This window comes from Saccharomonospora cyanea NA-134 (genome assembly GCF_000244975.1).
Lineage (GTDB): Bacteria > Actinomycetota > Actinomycetes > Mycobacteriales > Pseudonocardiaceae > Saccharomonospora > Saccharomonospora cyanea.
This window is the reverse complement of sequence record NZ_CM001440.1, coordinates 4,019,084-4,032,822: the sequence shown is the minus strand read 5'-3', so window position 1 is coordinate 4,032,822 and position 13,739 is coordinate 4,019,084. Positions and strand designations below refer to the sequence as shown.

Sequence of the window (13,739 nt, the reverse complement as noted above, 5' to 3'; positions counted from 1 at the left end):
CGGCCGGTCACCAGTGGGCCGGGCGCACGAGCCGGTGAGGCAGCCGGGTGCGCGCGTCACCGCGCGCGGCGTTCAACTGTGGCTGGGTGAGGAAGAAGCAGCCGGAGAGGTCGGCACCCCGCAGGTCCGCGTCCCGCAGGTCGGCTCCGAGGAAGTCGGCCTCCCGCAGGTCGGCCTCCCGCAGGTCGGTGGCGATGAGAAGGGCGCCCCGGAACGTCGCGCCCCGCAGCGAGGCCCTGCGCATCCGCCGCCCGGCGAGGTCGGCCCCACGGTGGTCGCGGGTCCGGCCCGGCACTCCCGCGCGCACGGTCTCACTCACCCGTGACAGCAGCGGACCGATCTCCTGGCGCACCGCGCCGACGTCGGTGGCGGCGAGTGCCTCCGGCTCGGCGCCCGCCAGCGCGTCGACGCGGTCGAACTCGCTGCGCACTTCCTCGCCGAGTCGCGCGGCGAGCGGGAGCTCCAGCGCTTCGGCGAGGTACCACAGGATCTCGTGCAGGTGCCGCGCCACCGCGAAGGCTGCGAACATCCGCTGGGCGAGCCCCGGTTCGTCCCGCCAGTTCCTGCCGCCGAACGACTCCTGCGTGATCCGCTGACCGGCGCCGAAACAGTCGAACACGGTGCACCCGGTGAAACCTTTCGGGCGCAGTTCGGTGTGGACCCGGCAGCGGAAGGACCGGTCGAGGTGGCGGCAGGCGTCTCCCGCGTTCTTGTCGGCGGGGAACCCGGCCGACGCCGAGAACGGCAGCGCCACGCAGCACAGGCCCGCGCACCGCGAGCAGTCGGCACGCAACTCCCGCACGGGCGCCGATGCTGGCTCCACGGTCCATCACATCCTCGGTCGTCTTTCGTGGCATTGTCGCGCGAACGGGCCTGCCGTAGCGCTCCGGGCCCTCAGACGAGGCCATCCCTTCGCGCTGATTCGGCGGGGTGGGTCGAGAGCCAGCCGTGGTCGGACGGAGGAGTGACGTCGACGAGCCGTGCGAACAGGTCGATCACCGCGTCGTCCAGCTGCTCCGTGGTCGGTGCCATGAGCGTCGAGACATGTTCGTCGAGGGACACCGAACGACTGTTCCAGGGACGTGCGCAGACGGCGACGAGCACAGCCTGTTCGATGGCCAGTCGCATCCTCCCGCAGACAGCGAGGAAGGACTCGGAGATGTCGAGTGTGGCGGCCACGGCCGCGTCGGCGGCCTGGGCCGACAGTGCGCGGGACACGGCCACCGACACGTCGGCGCTGGAGATGCCGGTTTCGGGCCACGAGACCCTCGTGCGCGCTGCCAACGCAGCGCGGCGCACGGCCACCAGGGGTGCCTCGATCAGTTCAGCGGCGTCGGAGACACCGAGTACCGGTTCGTGCTCGGCGAGGCTGGCTGCCGCCAGACCGAGTGACGGGACCAGGCGTAGCCATGCCGGTGTGTGGACGCGCACGAGCCAGTCCATGGCGAGCAGTGAGCGCTCTCGGTCGCGTCCGTCGCCGGCCGTCCCCACAAGCGCCGGAACGAACCGCTTGAGCCGTTGCCGTTTCCGGTCCGGAAGCCGGTCACTGAGCACCGTGGCACTGGCCAGCAGCATCGATGACACGCAGCGTGGCCGGTCGGAATGACCTTCACCGGCGAACCAGGCCACGGCTTCCGGCAGGCTCATCGACGTACTGCGGTTCGGGGTGGCCTTCCTGGTGAGTGTGATCGTGCCGAGGTCGCACGCCTCCATCCTCGCTCCGTTCCCCACGCCGGATCGGATTAATCGCGGAATCCACGATCTCGGAACCCCGCGCCATGGGCAAGGAAGTCACCCGGACAGCCGTGTGTGATCTCGGTCCCCGACGGCCGCGTGAGGGGCCTCCGCGACACGGATTCCCGCGACCACGGGACCTGTTCACGGGAGGGAGTTGACGTTCCAGCGACTGGAGTCCCTAGCGTGACGATGCTCTTGAGGATGCCGTCGTCGCTGCCGGTCGCCGTCCGGCCGGGGAGGAAGCATGGCTGCCGCTCGAAGTGAAACCTGGAGGCGCGTCGTACTCGACGCCGAACAGGCCCTGGCCGTGTCGCCCGTCGGGAACCTGGCCGCCGCAGCGACCGACGAGCACACCGCCGCAGGCCTGCTCAACGAACACCTGGCCCTGGGAACCCCGGTCCTCGTCCCAGTGGGCTTTCGCTGGTGGCTGGATTACCGATCCTCCAGTCCCTCGGCGCGGGCCGCGTTCGCCCTGGCTCAGTTGGTGGTCCTGGACACTGGATTCACCAGGATCAAGCAGTGCGAGCGTTGCCGGCGTCCGTTCATCGACCGGACCGCTGCCAGGACCGCCAAGAGATGCGCCGACCACAATCGCAAGCCTGCCGTACCACGGAGGTGGCTGTGACACCTTGCCCCGAATGCGGAGCCCCCGCCCAGCCTCACTCGTGCGAGGACCTCTTCGGCACGGTCCTCGCGCTCGACCACTCCCGGCGCGCGCCCTGGGGCCCCCTCCACAGCGTCACGGTCTCCTGCTTCCTGCTTCAGCACCCCAGTCGCCTGCCCGAGACCGCCCGGGCTCGACCCTGGGGAGTGCTGCAGACCTATCTCGACGGAGGTCTCCCCGCAGTCGCTCGGCTCACCGAGCGGGCCCGTCGCGCCAACAGCCACCGCGGTCGCGACGGTCGACCGCCCGAAGCCGTCCCCGGGTTTCCGCCCCCGCCCGTCACCGCCCCGCCCACGGCCTTCGGCGTCACCATCGACGACGTCGCCCATGACGGCACGTTCCCGGCCGACGGTTTTCCCGAGCGCGTCACCGCCTGGGCGGAAGCCGTCGTCGGTGCCTGGGAGGCGCCGACCACAGCGACACGTTCCCGCCCGACGACCGTCACTCCCGCGCGATCCGATGCCGGGTAGCGTCGTGCCCTCAGCCGGACTGTGGTGCGTATCCGTATCCGATCTCGTTGCCGTCCGGATCCCGGTAGATCGCCTTACGCGCGCCGTTGTCGTAGGTTTCCCGCTTCTCCGGCCGGATACCGCGTTCGGTGATCTCTGCCACGATGCCGTCGAGATCGTCCACCAGGATCGTCTGCATGGAATGTCCGGCGTTGTGGGGATTCTCGACGACGTACACCCAGCGGTTCTCCGCCAGCTCCCACACCGACTCGGTGTCGGTGGCCTGGAACGACGCCGGGCGGCCGAAGAACCGCTCGTACCACGCCACGGCGGTCGCGTGGTCGCTGACGGGGATCCCGGCGAAGAGCATGAGGGACATGGCGACGGACGTTAGCAGCATCCGCATGGGTCGCGCAGGACAAACGTCAGTTACCGGCTGTTCGTTTTCGAAGGGTTCGGTGATTTCCCGTCGTACGAAGCGTACGCGTCGTTACACTTCACGCGTGAGTGAGCTGCCAGCGACACACTGCGTACCGGTGGTGCGCGCGGACTTCAGTGACGACCAGTTCTGGGCGCAACTCAAAGAAGAAATCACCAGCCCGACCGAAGAGGGCTTCCTGGCCAACGTCGAATTCGTGGAGGACCGAACGCTCGAAGGCTTGGAAGAAGCGGTGATCGTGGCAGGATTCCCTCGAGCCTACCCGTACCACTACAGGCATCCTGTCCTCTTCGTGGTCGACAGTGTGACAGTCTCGTCCGCGGAACGTCCTCTACTTGTGGTCAACCTGAACGAGTGGGATCCTTCGAGACCTTTTCGTGCGGTACCGAGGCAGGTTCAGAGCATAGAGAACAATCTGTCGATCGCGAACATGGACTTCTTCGAGTTCGCGCGTTCCGTGGACGCGGACGGCGTTTTCCGGGGTTTCTAGGGTCCTGTCTCTCAGCAGGTCGATGTTTCAGGTCGTGGAACCCTTCTTTCGCTCCGGCGGCCGAGAGAACTTCCGTCACGCTTTCCTGCCAACAGGCACATACGCGGGTCGATTCGGCAAGTGAAGGCGTTGCAGGGTTCGGCTGGAGCGGACACCGGTCTTCGGTCAGGACGTCCGGGGCCATCTTTCCGGATTTGTGCGGTGCTGTGGTTCGGCGCGGCGTGTTGACGGTGAGCCGGTGCGCGCCGCTTGCCCGCAGTGCCGCTCGGTGACGGGGCAGGGTGAAGCCGGAGAACCCGGGAGGAGCTTTCCGAAGAGTCTCGGTCGCGGGAGACTAGCCGCCTACGGTGCGGCCGACGAGTTATCGGACCACTCGTGGGTGCCGCAGGACCACAGCAATGCCGTAGACGGCACGGTGATCGATACAAAAAATCCCCAGGCCTTGCGACCTGGGGTTTCTGTGCGCCATCAGGGACTCGAACCCCGAACCCGCTGATTAAGAGTCAGCTGCTCTGCCAGTTGAGCTAATGGCGCCTGTCTGTGTTTGTCGCCTTCGGCTCCGGTGTTCCCGGCTCCTCTTGGCGACGGGAGAAACATTAGCACGCCCCTCGGAGGCCTCCCACACGGCCCCCCTTGTTCACACTTGGACACAAGTTGGTCAAGTACCGGAACACTCTGCGACGGGTGCGACACACTCGCCACACGTTCGAGGTATGCGGTAACGGGAACGGGTGGTAGGTGTGACGCGAACGCGTGGTCTCTCGGCGCGATCGGGTGGCAGGTGGATTCCACTTCTGCTGGCGGCGACGGTCGTGGCGGGATGCGTGTCGACCGCGGAAACCGGGCAACCACCCGTGCCATCCGAGACGACCTCGACCGAAGCGCCCAAGCCGGTCCTGCTCGCGCTCTCGGTGACCGACGGGGATGACGCCGTCGAACCCGGCAGGCCCATCACGGTGAACGCGGAACACGGCACCATCACGAAGGCCTCGCTGATCGGCAAGCACGGCACTCACGTCAAGGACGATCTGCGGTCGGAGGGCACGTTCTGGACGACTGCCGAGCCCCTCGGCTACGGCAAGACCTACACCCTCACCGTCGAGGCGAAGGGGGAGGACGGCAGGACGGTGACGGAGGAGTCGACGTTCACCACCGTCACCCCGGCCCGCACCGTCGCCGTGTCGATCAACGTGTGGGACGACGAGACCGTCGGCGTCGGTATGCCGCTCATCTTCGACTTCACCGGCCCGGTGCCCGACCGGGACGCCGCCGAGGAGGCGCTGGACATCGCGGCCGAACCGGAGACCGAGGGCGATTTCCACTGGTTCGGTGACACCAGGGTGATCTGGCGACCGAAGGAGTACTGGCAGCCTGGCACGGAGGTCTCGATCGACGCGGGGATCTACGGCATGGATCTCGGCGACGGCACCTACGGCACCGAGGACAAGGCCGTGGACTTCACGGTGGGCGAGAAACTGGTGGCGGTGGCCGACGGCCGGAAGCACACGATGACGGTGTCGATCAACGACAAGGACGTGAAGACCATGCCCATCTCGATGGGCAAGCCGAGCAGCCCGACGCCGGAGGGCACCTACACCGTCATGAGCGAACACAACGGCTACACCATGGACTCCAGCACCTACGGTGTCCCGGTGGACAGCTCGGCCGGCTACCGCCTGTACGTCGACTACGCGGTGCGCCTTTCCAACAGCGGCATCTTCTACCACTCCGCCCCGTGGTCACTGGGCGACCAGGGCAACGCCAACGTCAGCCACGGATGCATCAACCTCTCCACGGAGAACGCGGCGTGGCTGATGGGCAAGACGAAGCGCGGGGACGTGTTCACGGTCGAGCGCAGCGGAGGCCCGGAGCTGGTTCCCGAGGACGGTTGGAGCGTGTGGCAGATGCCCTGGAAGGAGTGGCAGAGCTAGCACCCCAGGTGGGGAGGGCCCGGGCAGACGACCTGCCCGGGCCCCGTCGTCAGCGCCGCTGTTCCGCCATTTCGGGAATGACGCCGAGCTGACGCAACTGGCCGAACAGGTCGAAGCTGCCCCATTCCTCGACGACGCGGTCGTTCTCCCACTTGGTGAGCTGCATGCCGCTCATCACCCACGTCTTGCCCGTGCCGGGTATGCCACGGAACTCACCGCGGGCGGTGCCGCCCATGGTCCAGCGCGCCGCGAGCAGGTCGCCGTCCACGAGAATGTCGTGGATGTCGCAGTGCACGTCCGGGTTGGCCTGCCGCAGTTCTGTCATGAACTGCTTGTAGCCCTCGATTCCCTCCACGGGGAAGTTCGGCCAGTGGAACGTGCAGTGCGAGGCGTACATGTCGGCACACGCGTCGAGGTCGCCCTCGTTTATGACGGCGTGGACCGTGCGGCGGGTGAGATCCTTGCGCTCCTCGGGTGTCACCTGCGGACACCTCCTTCGTGCTGTCCTTTTCTGGAGTGTGTCGGGCCGAGAGGGCCCGCGTCTCAGGACACGCGCGTCGCGAAGCGGTCAGTAGGGCCCTTCGTCACCGGCCTCACCCTTGTGGCACGAACACCTTCTCCGCGCCGATGCGCCGGATGCGCTCGGTGCCCCATTCGCCCAGCGCCGACAGTGCCTCGTTGAGTGAACGGCCCTCAGCGGTGAGGGAGTACTCGACCTTCGGCGGAACCTCCGGATACACCGTGCGGTGCACGAGACCGTCCTCTTCCATCTCGCGGAGATGCTGGATGAGCATCTTCTCGCTCACACCCGGCAGGCCCCGGCGGAGTTGGGCGAAGCGCCGCACGCCGTAGTGCTCCAGCTCCCACAGGATGAGCACCTTCCACTTGCCCGAGATGACGTCCATCGCCGCATCGATGCCACAGAAGTAGGGGCCGCTCCGCGCTGTGTTCCTCATCTGCCCTCCTCAGAAGCACTGACAAAAAAGTAAGTACTGAACAAATTAGTCAGTACTTGTCGATTTCGGTAGTTCGAGAAACGATCAGTGCGCGCAAACGAGCAGGAAGGAATCGACGGGTGACGAAGCACAGTGACACGAAGGTGGCGGTTCTCGGCCTCGGGGCGATGGGAAGCGCACTCGCCTCGGCTGTGGTGAAGGCCGGATACGTGACGACGGTGTGGAACCGATCACCGCGCAAGGCGGACGCTCTCGGAGCGGAGGGCGCGGTGGTCGCGGCGACCGCGCGCGATGCGGTGACGGCGAGCGACGTCGTGGTCGCGTGCCTCTTCGACGCGGCGTCGGTGCGGGAGGTGCTCGATCCGATCGCCGACAGCCTCGCCGGACGTACGTTGGTCAACGTGACCACCACCTCGCCGGAGGCGGCCCGCGAGTTCGCGTCCTGGGCAGCGGAGAGGGGCGTGGTCTACCTCGACGGCGGGATCATGGCGGTGCCCGAGATGATCGGCAGTCCGGGCTCCTCGGTCCTCTACAGTGGATCCGAGGGGGCGTTCGAGCGGCACCGTCCGCTGCTGGACCTGTGGGGCGAGAGCGTCTACTGCGGTGAGGACGCCGGTATGGCGTCGTTGTACGACCTGGCGCTGCTCTCGGGCATGTACGTGATGTTCGCCGGTTTCATGCACGGTGCGGCCATGGTCGCGGGCGCGGGAGTGTCCGCGCGGGAGTTCGCCGGGCGGTCCGCGGCGTGGCTGCGCGCCATGACGGAGGGTTTCGCAGGGTTCGCCGAGGTGATCGACGGCGGCGACTACACCGTGCCCGGTCAGCAGAGTCTGGAGTTCTCCAGCCTCGACGACCTGCTGACCGCCAGCGCGGCGCAGGGCATCAGCACCGAGCTCCTCGACGCGGTGCAGAAGCTCATCCAGCCCCAGATCGACGCCGGTCACGGCAAGGAGGGCTTCGCACGCGTCTTCGAGAGCATCAAACACCCCGCGTGAGCGGAGCCAACCGATCCCGAGGCGTTGAAACACGGAACCGGAAGACACGGAAACGCGCGGGTACTGCCGCGCATAGAAGGAGGTGATGCACCGACCCACACCGAGACCGGGAGACCACGTGCTCACCGACCGCGGCAAGCAGCTTCAGGCGTTTTTCGACGAACTCACCGTGCACCTCGCCCGATGGGACAACCGCCACGCGGGTCAGGCCGACGCGGGCGCACGCCGTGCCGCCGACGACGCCGTCGCGTCGATCACCGCGCTCACCCGCGCGCTCCACAAGCTTCGCAGGGAACTCGTCGGCGAGGCGCGCAGAACCGGCGACGCCACGGCTGCGCGGAGGAGCGCGTTGCCGCACCGTTTCCGTGGCTACGACGGCTACGACGGCTATGGCGGCTATGACGGCTACGAGATCGACGACAACGACGTCGTCGACGACCAGGCCGAGCAGGCGATGTGAGCACGGGCAGAGAACCACGAACCGTAGCGCCATCCCGCCCGGTCCGTCGGCCACGAGCGCGCCCGGCAGGCCGTGGACACGATGTTCACACGGTCTGCCGGACGTCGACGGTTCGTCGTTGGGCGGTTCTCTCCCGAGAATCCAGCCGGTCGCCGATCAGCGCTCCTGGTCGACTCAGCCCTTCAGCAGTTGCCGGGCCATCACCATGCGCTGGATCTGGTTGGTTCCCTCGTAGATCTGCGTGATCTTCGCGTCACGCATCATGCGCTCCACGGGGAAGTCGCGGGTGTATCCCGCGCCGCCGAACAACTGCACGGCGTCGGTGGTGACCTCCATGGCCACGTCCGAGGCGTAGGTCTTGGCGGCGCTGGCGAGGAAGGTCGCCCGCGCGTCACCCCGTTCGGTGGCCGCCGCCGACGCGTACACCATGTGCCGAGCGGCCTCGATCTTCATCGCCATGTCGGCGAGCATGAACTGCACGCCCTGGAACTGGCTGATGGCCTGGCCGAACTGCTTGCGGTCCTTGACGTACTCCACGGCGGCGTCGAGAGCGCCCTGTGCGATGCCCAGTGCCTGCGCGCCGATGGTGGGACGCGTGTGGTCGAGCGTCGCGAGCGCCGTCTTCAGGCCCGTGCCCGGCTCACCGATGATGCGGTTCTCCGGAATCGTGCAGTTCTCGAAGTAGATCTCCCGAGTGGGCGACCCCTTGATGCCGAGCTTCTTCTCCTTCGGCCCCACCGAGAAGCCGGGGTCGTCGGCGTGCACGACGAACGCCGAGATGCCGCGAGCCTTCTTCTCCGCGTTCGGGTCGGTGACGGCCATCACGGTGTACCAGCTCGACTCGCCGGCGTTGGTGATCCAGCACTTGGTGCCGTTGAGGACCCAGTGGTCGCCGTCGAGCTGCGCCCGGGTGCGCATCGACGCGGTGTCGGAGCCGGCCTCGCGCTCGGACAGCGCGTACGACGCCGATGCCTCACCGGTGGCGATGGACGGCAGCACCTGCTTCTTCAGCTCCTCCGACGCCGAGAGCAGGATCGGCTGTGTGCCGAGCTTGTTCACGGCGGGGATGAGCGAGGCCGAGGCGTCGACCCTCGCCACCTCTTCGATGACGATGCAGGCCGCGACGGCGTCCGCGCCCTGGCCCGAGTACGCCTCGGGAATGTGCACGGCGTTGAACCCTGCCGCGGTCAGTGCCTGTGCGGCCTCGACCGGGTAGCGCTCCTGCTCGTCGACCTCGGCCGCGTACGGGGCGATCTCCTTCTCCGCCAGAGCCCGAACGGCGGCGCGGAGCTCCTCGTGCTCCTCCGGCAACTGGTACATCTCACTCTCCCCGGGTGTAGTCGTAGAAGCCTCGACCGGACTTCCTGCCGTAGAGCCCGGCCTCGACCATGCGCTGCAACAGCGGCGGCGGGGCGTAGAGGGGCTCCTTGTACTCCTCGTACATGGACTCGGCGACGGCCTTGGTGGTGTCGAGCCCGACAAGGTCGGCGAGGCGCAGCGGACCCATCGGGTGGGCGCATCCGAGCACCATGCCGTTGTCGATGTCCTCCGGCGTCGCGTGGCCGGCTTCGACCATGCGGATGGCCGACAGCAGGTAGGGAATGAGCAGGGCGTTGACCACGAAGCCGGCGCGGTCCGGAGCCCTGACCACGGTCTTGCCCAGCACGTCGGAGGCGAACGCGGCGGCGTTGGCGGCGGTGTCGTCGCTGGTGAGCAGGCTCGGGATCAGCTCGACGAGTTTCTGCACCGGAACGGGGTTGAAGAAGTGCAGGCCCACGACACGCTCCGGCCGCTCTGTCGCCATCGCCAGTCGCGTGATCGGCAGCGACGACGTGTTGGACGCCAGGACGGTGGCCGGCTCCACGATCTTGTCGAGTCTGCCGAACACGTCGAGCTTCACGGCCTCGTTCTCGGCGACGGCCTCGATCACCAGTTGCCGGTCGGCGCAGGCGTCGAGGTCCGTGGAGAACGTCAGCCGCGCGAGCGCGGCGTCACGCTCCTCGGCGGAGAGCTTGCCCTTGTCGACGCCTCGGCCGAGGGACTTCTCGATCCGTGCCCGGCCTGCCTCGGCCGCGGCGGTGTCGGCCTCGACGACGACCACGTCGAGACCGGCTCTCGCGGTCACCTCCGCGATGCCCGACCCCATCAGGCCTGCACCGATCACGCCGACCCGCGTGATGTCACCCATGACGATCCTTCCTGGTGGTCTCGCGTTACCGGCGAGTTTAGTAGGGCGTCCTACTGTTTCCCACGGGCTCTGATGCGATCCTGCTCTCAAGGGAGATGCCGCAGCGCAGCCGGGCCGGAAACCGCCCGGCAGGGTGAACGTGGGTTCGCCCGGAAAGGCGAAAACCCGGAGCGCGGCGTCACCGCGTCCGGGCTTTCGGCGAAGGGTGAGTGACGGGACTTGAACCCGCGGCCCCCTGGACCACAACCAGGTGCTCTACCAGCTGAGCTACACCCACCGTGTGAGGTGCCTGGAGCACCTCGGCTCGATCATCATAGCGTGCCCGTGTGAGACCGTCGCACGGGGTCACCCCTCGTGGTTACGGAGCACCTCGTCGGCGGCCGCGCGGGCCTCCTCGCTGCTCGGGCCGGGCTGCGGCACGAAGGCGGTCCGCCGGTAGTACCTCAGCTCGCCGATCGACTCCCTGATGTCGGCCAGGGCCCGGTGTGCCAGGCCCTTCTCCGGCTTGGCGTAGTAGACGCGCGGGTACCAGCGGCGCACCAGTTCCTTGACCGAGGACACGTCCACCATGCGGTAGTGCAGGTGCGAGTCCAGGGCGGGCATGTCCCGTGCGATGAACCCGCGGTCGGTGGCGATCGAGTTGCCGGCCAGGGGAGCGGTCTGCGGGTCGGGAACGTGCTCACGGACGTAGGCGAGTGCCCGCTGCTCGGCTTCCTCGAGCGTCATGGTCGAGCGCCGGACCTCCTCGGTGAGCCCCGAGCGGGCGTGCATGTCACGGACGACGTCGGGCATGTTCGCCAGTGCCTCGTCGTCGGCGTGGATGACGAGGTCGACACCCTCGCCGAGCACGTTCAGTTCAGCGTCCGTGACAAGCACGGCGATCTCGATGAGGGCGTCCTTGGCAAGGTCGAGGCCCGTCATCTCACAATCGATCCAGACAAGACGGTCGGTCACCGGCAAACCCTAACGTGTGCAGTGTTCGTGTCCCTTGCCACACTCCGTTTCCCATGCTGTCATACCGCGTCCGGTGGCTGTTCACGACGTGCCGTGGCGACATCGGCGAATGCCGCCCAGGCACGGGGTGTGACGGTCCCCGCACGGAATCCGGGTTCGAGGCCGCGGCGGGACGGCAGTCGTGTGCGGCCCGGATGCCGGTGTGGGGTGCCAGTGCCCGGGCCGAACGGCCGGGAGGTCGCTCGGTTGTCGGTGATCGCTGACAGCCGAGCCGTCTGACGGTGACCGCTGCGAAGTCCACAGTGGCCGGTGGGTGGAAGCGGTTGGCGTGTGCCGGGAAGGCGGCGCGGCAGAGGCGCGAGACCGAGTCCGGCGGATCCGCCGTGGAGTCGCGCGGGAAGAGACGGTCGCAGTCGTTGCTGTCCGAACAACCGCATCCGGATGTAGCTGGCGCTGGGGCCCATGTGCCCGCGGGCGCAAGTGCTTTCGCCGTCACTCCAGCGGAGCAACTTCGTATGCGAGTGGAACCGTTCGAATCCCGACTTGCTTCCGGAGCGGGCCGAGTGGTCGTAACGTCGGTGGCGACCGGGATGGAGGTTCCAGTCAGTCCACAGTGTTCGGTGCTTTTCCTTGGTAGGAAACGGAAGGACGCGAGACATATGACAGCGGTCGCCTTCGGGAAAGTCGTCGTCGACGTCGAGGTGCGCGGGGGTGTCGACCTCGCGGACTACGTCGCGTACCTCACGCGCACACCGGCACGCTGCGGGATCGCGAGCGGAACCGCGCCGGCCACCGTCGCGCTCGCGTTCTCCGTGGAGCGGACGTGGCGTTACGCGACCGCGCTCGTGAGTCGGCGTGCCCCTGGGCTCGTGAGCGTCGAGGTGGACGCCGCGGTGGAAGATGCGCAGACCGTGGCTCACCAGGCGTGTCGCATCCTCTCACTCGACGTGGACGGCAGTGGGTTCCCCGCCGTGGTAGCCGGTGATCCGGTGCTCGCTCGTCGGGTGCGGGCCGGGCCGGGACTGCGGCCGGTGCTGTTCGGCTCGCCTTACGAGGCCGCGTGCTGGGCCGTGGTGTGTCACCGGTTCCGGGTGGCGCAGGCCGATGCTCTGGTGCGTCGCATCGCCGAGCACCGGGGCCGGATGCAGCGCGTGGGCGGTCGCGAGGTGCTGTGCTTCCCCGCGCCTCAGGACCTCGGTGGGCTCGACTCCGCGTACGGCCTGTCCGGCGTGAAGCGGCGTCGCCTGGAGGCCATCGCCGAAGCGGCGCTCGCGGGTGAACTCGATGCGGCCCAGCTACGTGACCTGCCGGTCGACGTGGCGTTGGAGACGGTGCGGAGACTGCCCGGCATCGGGCCGTTCTCCGCCGAGCTCGTGGTCGGTCGTGGCGCAGGACATCCCGATCTGTTCCCGAACGCCGAGTCCCATCTCGTAGCGACGCTGCGGCGGCACTACGACACCGACGACGCAGGCGTGGCAGCAGTGGCGGGTCTGTGGCAGCCGTACCGGGGGTGGGCGTCGTTCTTCTTCCGGGAGGTGTCAATCGACGAACAGTAGCGCGTCGCGTCCGAGCCGTCACCGAGGTGGGGTTGGCGGCCTGGTCGGACACCTGTGATGAGCTGACGCTGTGAACGGGGTGGACGTGTATGGGGTGGCCGGAATCGATCTCGCGTCGCGGTCTTTCGGTCTCGATGTCGACGCGGCGAGCACGATCGCCGTCGTCACGGGAGTGCTGGCGTTGGCCGTCGTCGTCGTGGACAGGCCGTGGCGGTTCGCTCGCAACGTGGTGACCATCGTGCACGAAGCGGGGCACGCGTTGTTGGCGTTGCTCGCGGGGCGCCGTCTGCAGGGCATCACCCTGCATTCGGATACCTCTGGTGTCACGGTGTCGAAGGGCAAGCCCACCGGGCCCGGGATGGTGCTGACGGCATTGGGGGGATACCCGGCGCCCGCCGTGCTCGGTCTCGTGTTCGCGTGGCTGGTCTCGGCCGAGAAGCTCAGCGTGGTGCTGGGTATCGCCGCGGTGTTGTTGTTGGGTGTGCTGGTAATGGTGCGCAACGCCTACGGGATCTTCTCGGTGGTGCTTTCCGCGCTGGTGCTGGGCGGAATCGCGCTGTTCGCCGGGCCCGGAGTACAGGCGGCCTTCGTCTACCTGATCACCTGGTTCCTGCTCTTCGGGGCGATCCGGCCGATGTTCGAGCTTCAGACGAAACGTCGCAGGGGGGCGGCCAGGGATTCGGACCTCGACCAGTTGGCGCGGTTGACGGCTTTGCCCGCACTTCTCTGGCTGCTTGTGCTCGGTGTTCTCGCGGCTACGTGCGTGATCGTGGGTGGCATGTTGCTGATCGATCCCGCTGTGGCGCCGGACATCTTCGCCGTCGCCGAGACCTGACCGGGCACCGCTGCCGTTCCGGCGGTGGGGCACACTTGCAACAGGTAGGAAAATCGATGCGAGCACCCGGGAACGGTGTGCGGTC

16 protein-coding genes and 2 tRNA genes are annotated in these 13,739 nt (G+C 67.7%); 8 read left to right on the top strand and 10 right to left on the bottom strand.

The features are described from left to right. Window positions 1-7: 7 nt before the first annotated feature. A complete protein-coding gene (locus tag SACCYDRAFT_RS18760; protein ID WP_005458600.1) occupies window positions 8-823 on the bottom strand; it encodes a pentapeptide repeat-containing protein in 816 nt (271 codons plus the stop codon). Window positions 824-894: 71 nt separating this feature from the next. Then, entirely contained in the window at window positions 895-1,713 is an 819-nt protein-coding gene (locus SACCYDRAFT_RS18755; RefSeq protein ID WP_005458599.1) for a hypothetical protein, read from the bottom strand. Between the two features lie 268 nt (window positions 1,714-1,981). Between SACCYDRAFT_RS18755 and SACCYDRAFT_RS18750 the strand changes: the two genes are divergently transcribed. Together SACCYDRAFT_RS18750 and SACCYDRAFT_RS18745 are read left to right on the top strand one after the other, a co-directional pair. Further along, a complete protein-coding gene (locus SACCYDRAFT_RS18750) occupies window positions 1,982-2,362 on the top strand; it encodes a hypothetical protein (protein ID WP_005458598.1) in 381 nt (126 codons plus the stop codon). Beyond that, entirely contained in the window at window positions 2,359-2,871 is a 513-nt protein-coding gene (locus SACCYDRAFT_RS18745) for a DUF5946 family protein (RefSeq protein ID WP_005458597.1), read from the top strand. Before SACCYDRAFT_RS18750 ends, SACCYDRAFT_RS18745 begins: the two co-directional genes overlap by 4 nt. Before the next feature lie 10 nt (window positions 2,872-2,881). Here the strand turns inward: SACCYDRAFT_RS18745 and SACCYDRAFT_RS18740 are convergent, their stop codons facing one another. Beyond that, window positions 2,882-3,229 (bottom strand): VOC family protein, encoded by a 348-nt coding sequence (locus SACCYDRAFT_RS18740; protein WP_043537401.1) that lies wholly within the window; start codon window positions 3,227-3,229, stop codon window positions 2,882-2,884. A gap of 124 nt (window positions 3,230-3,353) precedes the next feature. Between SACCYDRAFT_RS18740 and SACCYDRAFT_RS18735 the strand changes: the two genes are divergently transcribed. Beyond that, on the top strand, window positions 3,354-3,779 hold the full coding sequence (locus SACCYDRAFT_RS18735; RefSeq protein ID WP_005458593.1) for a DUF6924 domain-containing protein: 426 nt from the start codon (window positions 3,354-3,356) through the stop codon (window positions 3,777-3,779). Window positions 3,780-4,240: 461 nt separating this feature from the next. Here the strand turns inward: SACCYDRAFT_RS18735 and SACCYDRAFT_RS18730 are convergent. Beyond that, window positions 4,241-4,313, bottom strand: a tRNA-Lys gene (locus tag SACCYDRAFT_RS18730). Between the two features lie 197 nt (window positions 4,314-4,510). Between SACCYDRAFT_RS18730 and SACCYDRAFT_RS18725 the strand changes: the two genes are divergently transcribed. Continuing rightward, window positions 4,511-5,710: a L,D-transpeptidase gene (locus tag SACCYDRAFT_RS18725; RefSeq protein WP_083844774.1), complete on the top strand. Its 1,200-nt coding sequence runs from the start codon at window positions 4,511-4,513 to the stop codon at window positions 5,708-5,710. Between the two features lie 49 nt (window positions 5,711-5,759). On the opposite strand, the gene SACCYDRAFT_RS18720 is transcribed toward SACCYDRAFT_RS18725, so the two are convergent. Continuing rightward, window positions 5,760-6,191, bottom strand: coding sequence for an ester cyclase (locus tag SACCYDRAFT_RS18720; protein ID WP_005458591.1), 432 nt, complete (start codon window positions 6,189-6,191; stop codon window positions 5,760-5,762). A 112-nt stretch (window positions 6,192-6,303) separates the two neighbouring features. Then, the gene (locus SACCYDRAFT_RS18715; RefSeq protein WP_005458589.1) at window positions 6,304-6,666 is read right to left on the bottom strand and encodes a winged helix-turn-helix transcriptional regulator; all 363 of its coding nucleotides are present in this window, start codon (window positions 6,664-6,666) and stop codon (window positions 6,304-6,306) included. A gap of 56 nt (window positions 6,667-6,722) precedes the next feature. Between SACCYDRAFT_RS18715 and SACCYDRAFT_RS18710 the strand changes: the two genes are divergently transcribed. Next, a complete protein-coding gene (locus SACCYDRAFT_RS18710; RefSeq protein ID WP_332306954.1) occupies window positions 6,723-7,661 on the top strand; it encodes an NAD(P)-dependent oxidoreductase in 939 nt (312 codons plus the stop codon). An 85-nt stretch (window positions 7,662-7,746) separates the two neighbouring features. After that, the gene (locus SACCYDRAFT_RS18705) at window positions 7,747-8,121 is read left to right on the top strand and encodes a hypothetical protein (protein WP_157606532.1); all 375 of its coding nucleotides are present in this window, start codon (window positions 7,747-7,749) and stop codon (window positions 8,119-8,121) included. A gap of 174 nt (window positions 8,122-8,295) precedes the next feature. Here SACCYDRAFT_RS18705 and SACCYDRAFT_RS18700 read toward each other — a convergent pair whose 3' ends face one another. The 4 genes from SACCYDRAFT_RS18700 to orn form a co-directional block, all read right to left on the bottom strand. Next, a complete protein-coding gene (locus tag SACCYDRAFT_RS18700; RefSeq protein WP_005458578.1) occupies window positions 8,296-9,441 on the bottom strand; it encodes an acyl-CoA dehydrogenase family protein in 1,146 nt (381 codons plus the stop codon). Window position 9,442: 1 nt separating this feature from the next. Beyond that, window positions 9,443-10,309: a 3-hydroxybutyryl-CoA dehydrogenase gene (locus SACCYDRAFT_RS18695; RefSeq protein ID WP_005458567.1), complete on the bottom strand. Its 867-nt coding sequence runs from the start codon at window positions 10,307-10,309 to the stop codon at window positions 9,443-9,445. Between the two features lie 204 nt (window positions 10,310-10,513). Next, window positions 10,514-10,586, bottom strand: a tRNA-His gene (locus SACCYDRAFT_RS18690). 68 nt (window positions 10,587-10,654) lie between these two features. Further along, window positions 10,655-11,263, bottom strand: a complete 609-nt coding sequence (gene orn, locus SACCYDRAFT_RS18685) for an oligoribonuclease (protein WP_005458566.1) — start codon at window positions 11,261-11,263, stop codon at window positions 10,655-10,657. 659 nt (window positions 11,264-11,922) lie between these two features. Between orn and SACCYDRAFT_RS18680 the strand changes: the two genes are divergently transcribed. Together SACCYDRAFT_RS18680 and SACCYDRAFT_RS18675 are read left to right on the top strand one after the other, a co-directional pair. After that, complete coding sequence (locus tag SACCYDRAFT_RS18680) at window positions 11,923-12,819, top strand: DNA-3-methyladenine glycosylase family protein (protein WP_005458565.1); 897 nt, start codon at window positions 11,923-11,925, stop codon at window positions 12,817-12,819. 70 nt (window positions 12,820-12,889) lie between these two features. Next, complete coding sequence (locus tag SACCYDRAFT_RS18675) at window positions 12,890-13,654, top strand: M50 family metallopeptidase (protein ID WP_005458564.1); 765 nt, start codon at window positions 12,890-12,892, stop codon at window positions 13,652-13,654. Window positions 13,655-13,739 lie beyond the last annotated feature (85 nt).

What these genes read in the sequence shown, in the direction of transcription:
- SACCYDRAFT_RS18755 (WP_005458599.1), bottom strand. Translation starts at nt 1,713, where the DNA reads ATGGAGGCGTGCGACCTCGGCACGATCACACTCACCAGGAAGGCCACC.
- SACCYDRAFT_RS18750 (WP_005458598.1), top strand. Translation starts at nt 1,982, where the DNA reads ATGGCTGCCGCTCGAAGTGAAACCTGGAGGCGCGTCGTACTCGACGCC.
- SACCYDRAFT_RS18740 (WP_043537401.1), bottom strand. Translation starts at nt 3,229, where the DNA reads ATGTCCCTCATGCTCTTCGCCGGGATCCCCGTCAGCGACCACGCGACC.
- SACCYDRAFT_RS18715 (WP_005458589.1), bottom strand. Translation starts at nt 6,666, where the DNA reads ATGAGGAACACAGCGCGGAGCGGCCCCTACTTCTGTGGCATCGATGCG.
- SACCYDRAFT_RS18705 (WP_157606532.1), top strand. Translation starts at nt 7,747, where the DNA reads ATGCACCGACCCACACCGAGACCGGGAGACCACGTGCTCACCGACCGC.
- SACCYDRAFT_RS18700 (WP_005458578.1), bottom strand. Translation starts at nt 9,441, where the DNA reads ATGTACCAGTTGCCGGAGGAGCACGAGGAGCTCCGCGCCGCCGTTCGG.
- SACCYDRAFT_RS18695 (WP_005458567.1), bottom strand. Translation starts at nt 10,309, where the DNA reads ATGGGTGACATCACGCGGGTCGGCGTGATCGGTGCAGGCCTGATGGGG.
- SACCYDRAFT_RS18680 (WP_005458565.1), top strand. Translation starts at nt 11,923, where the DNA reads ATGACAGCGGTCGCCTTCGGGAAAGTCGTCGTCGACGTCGAGGTGCGC.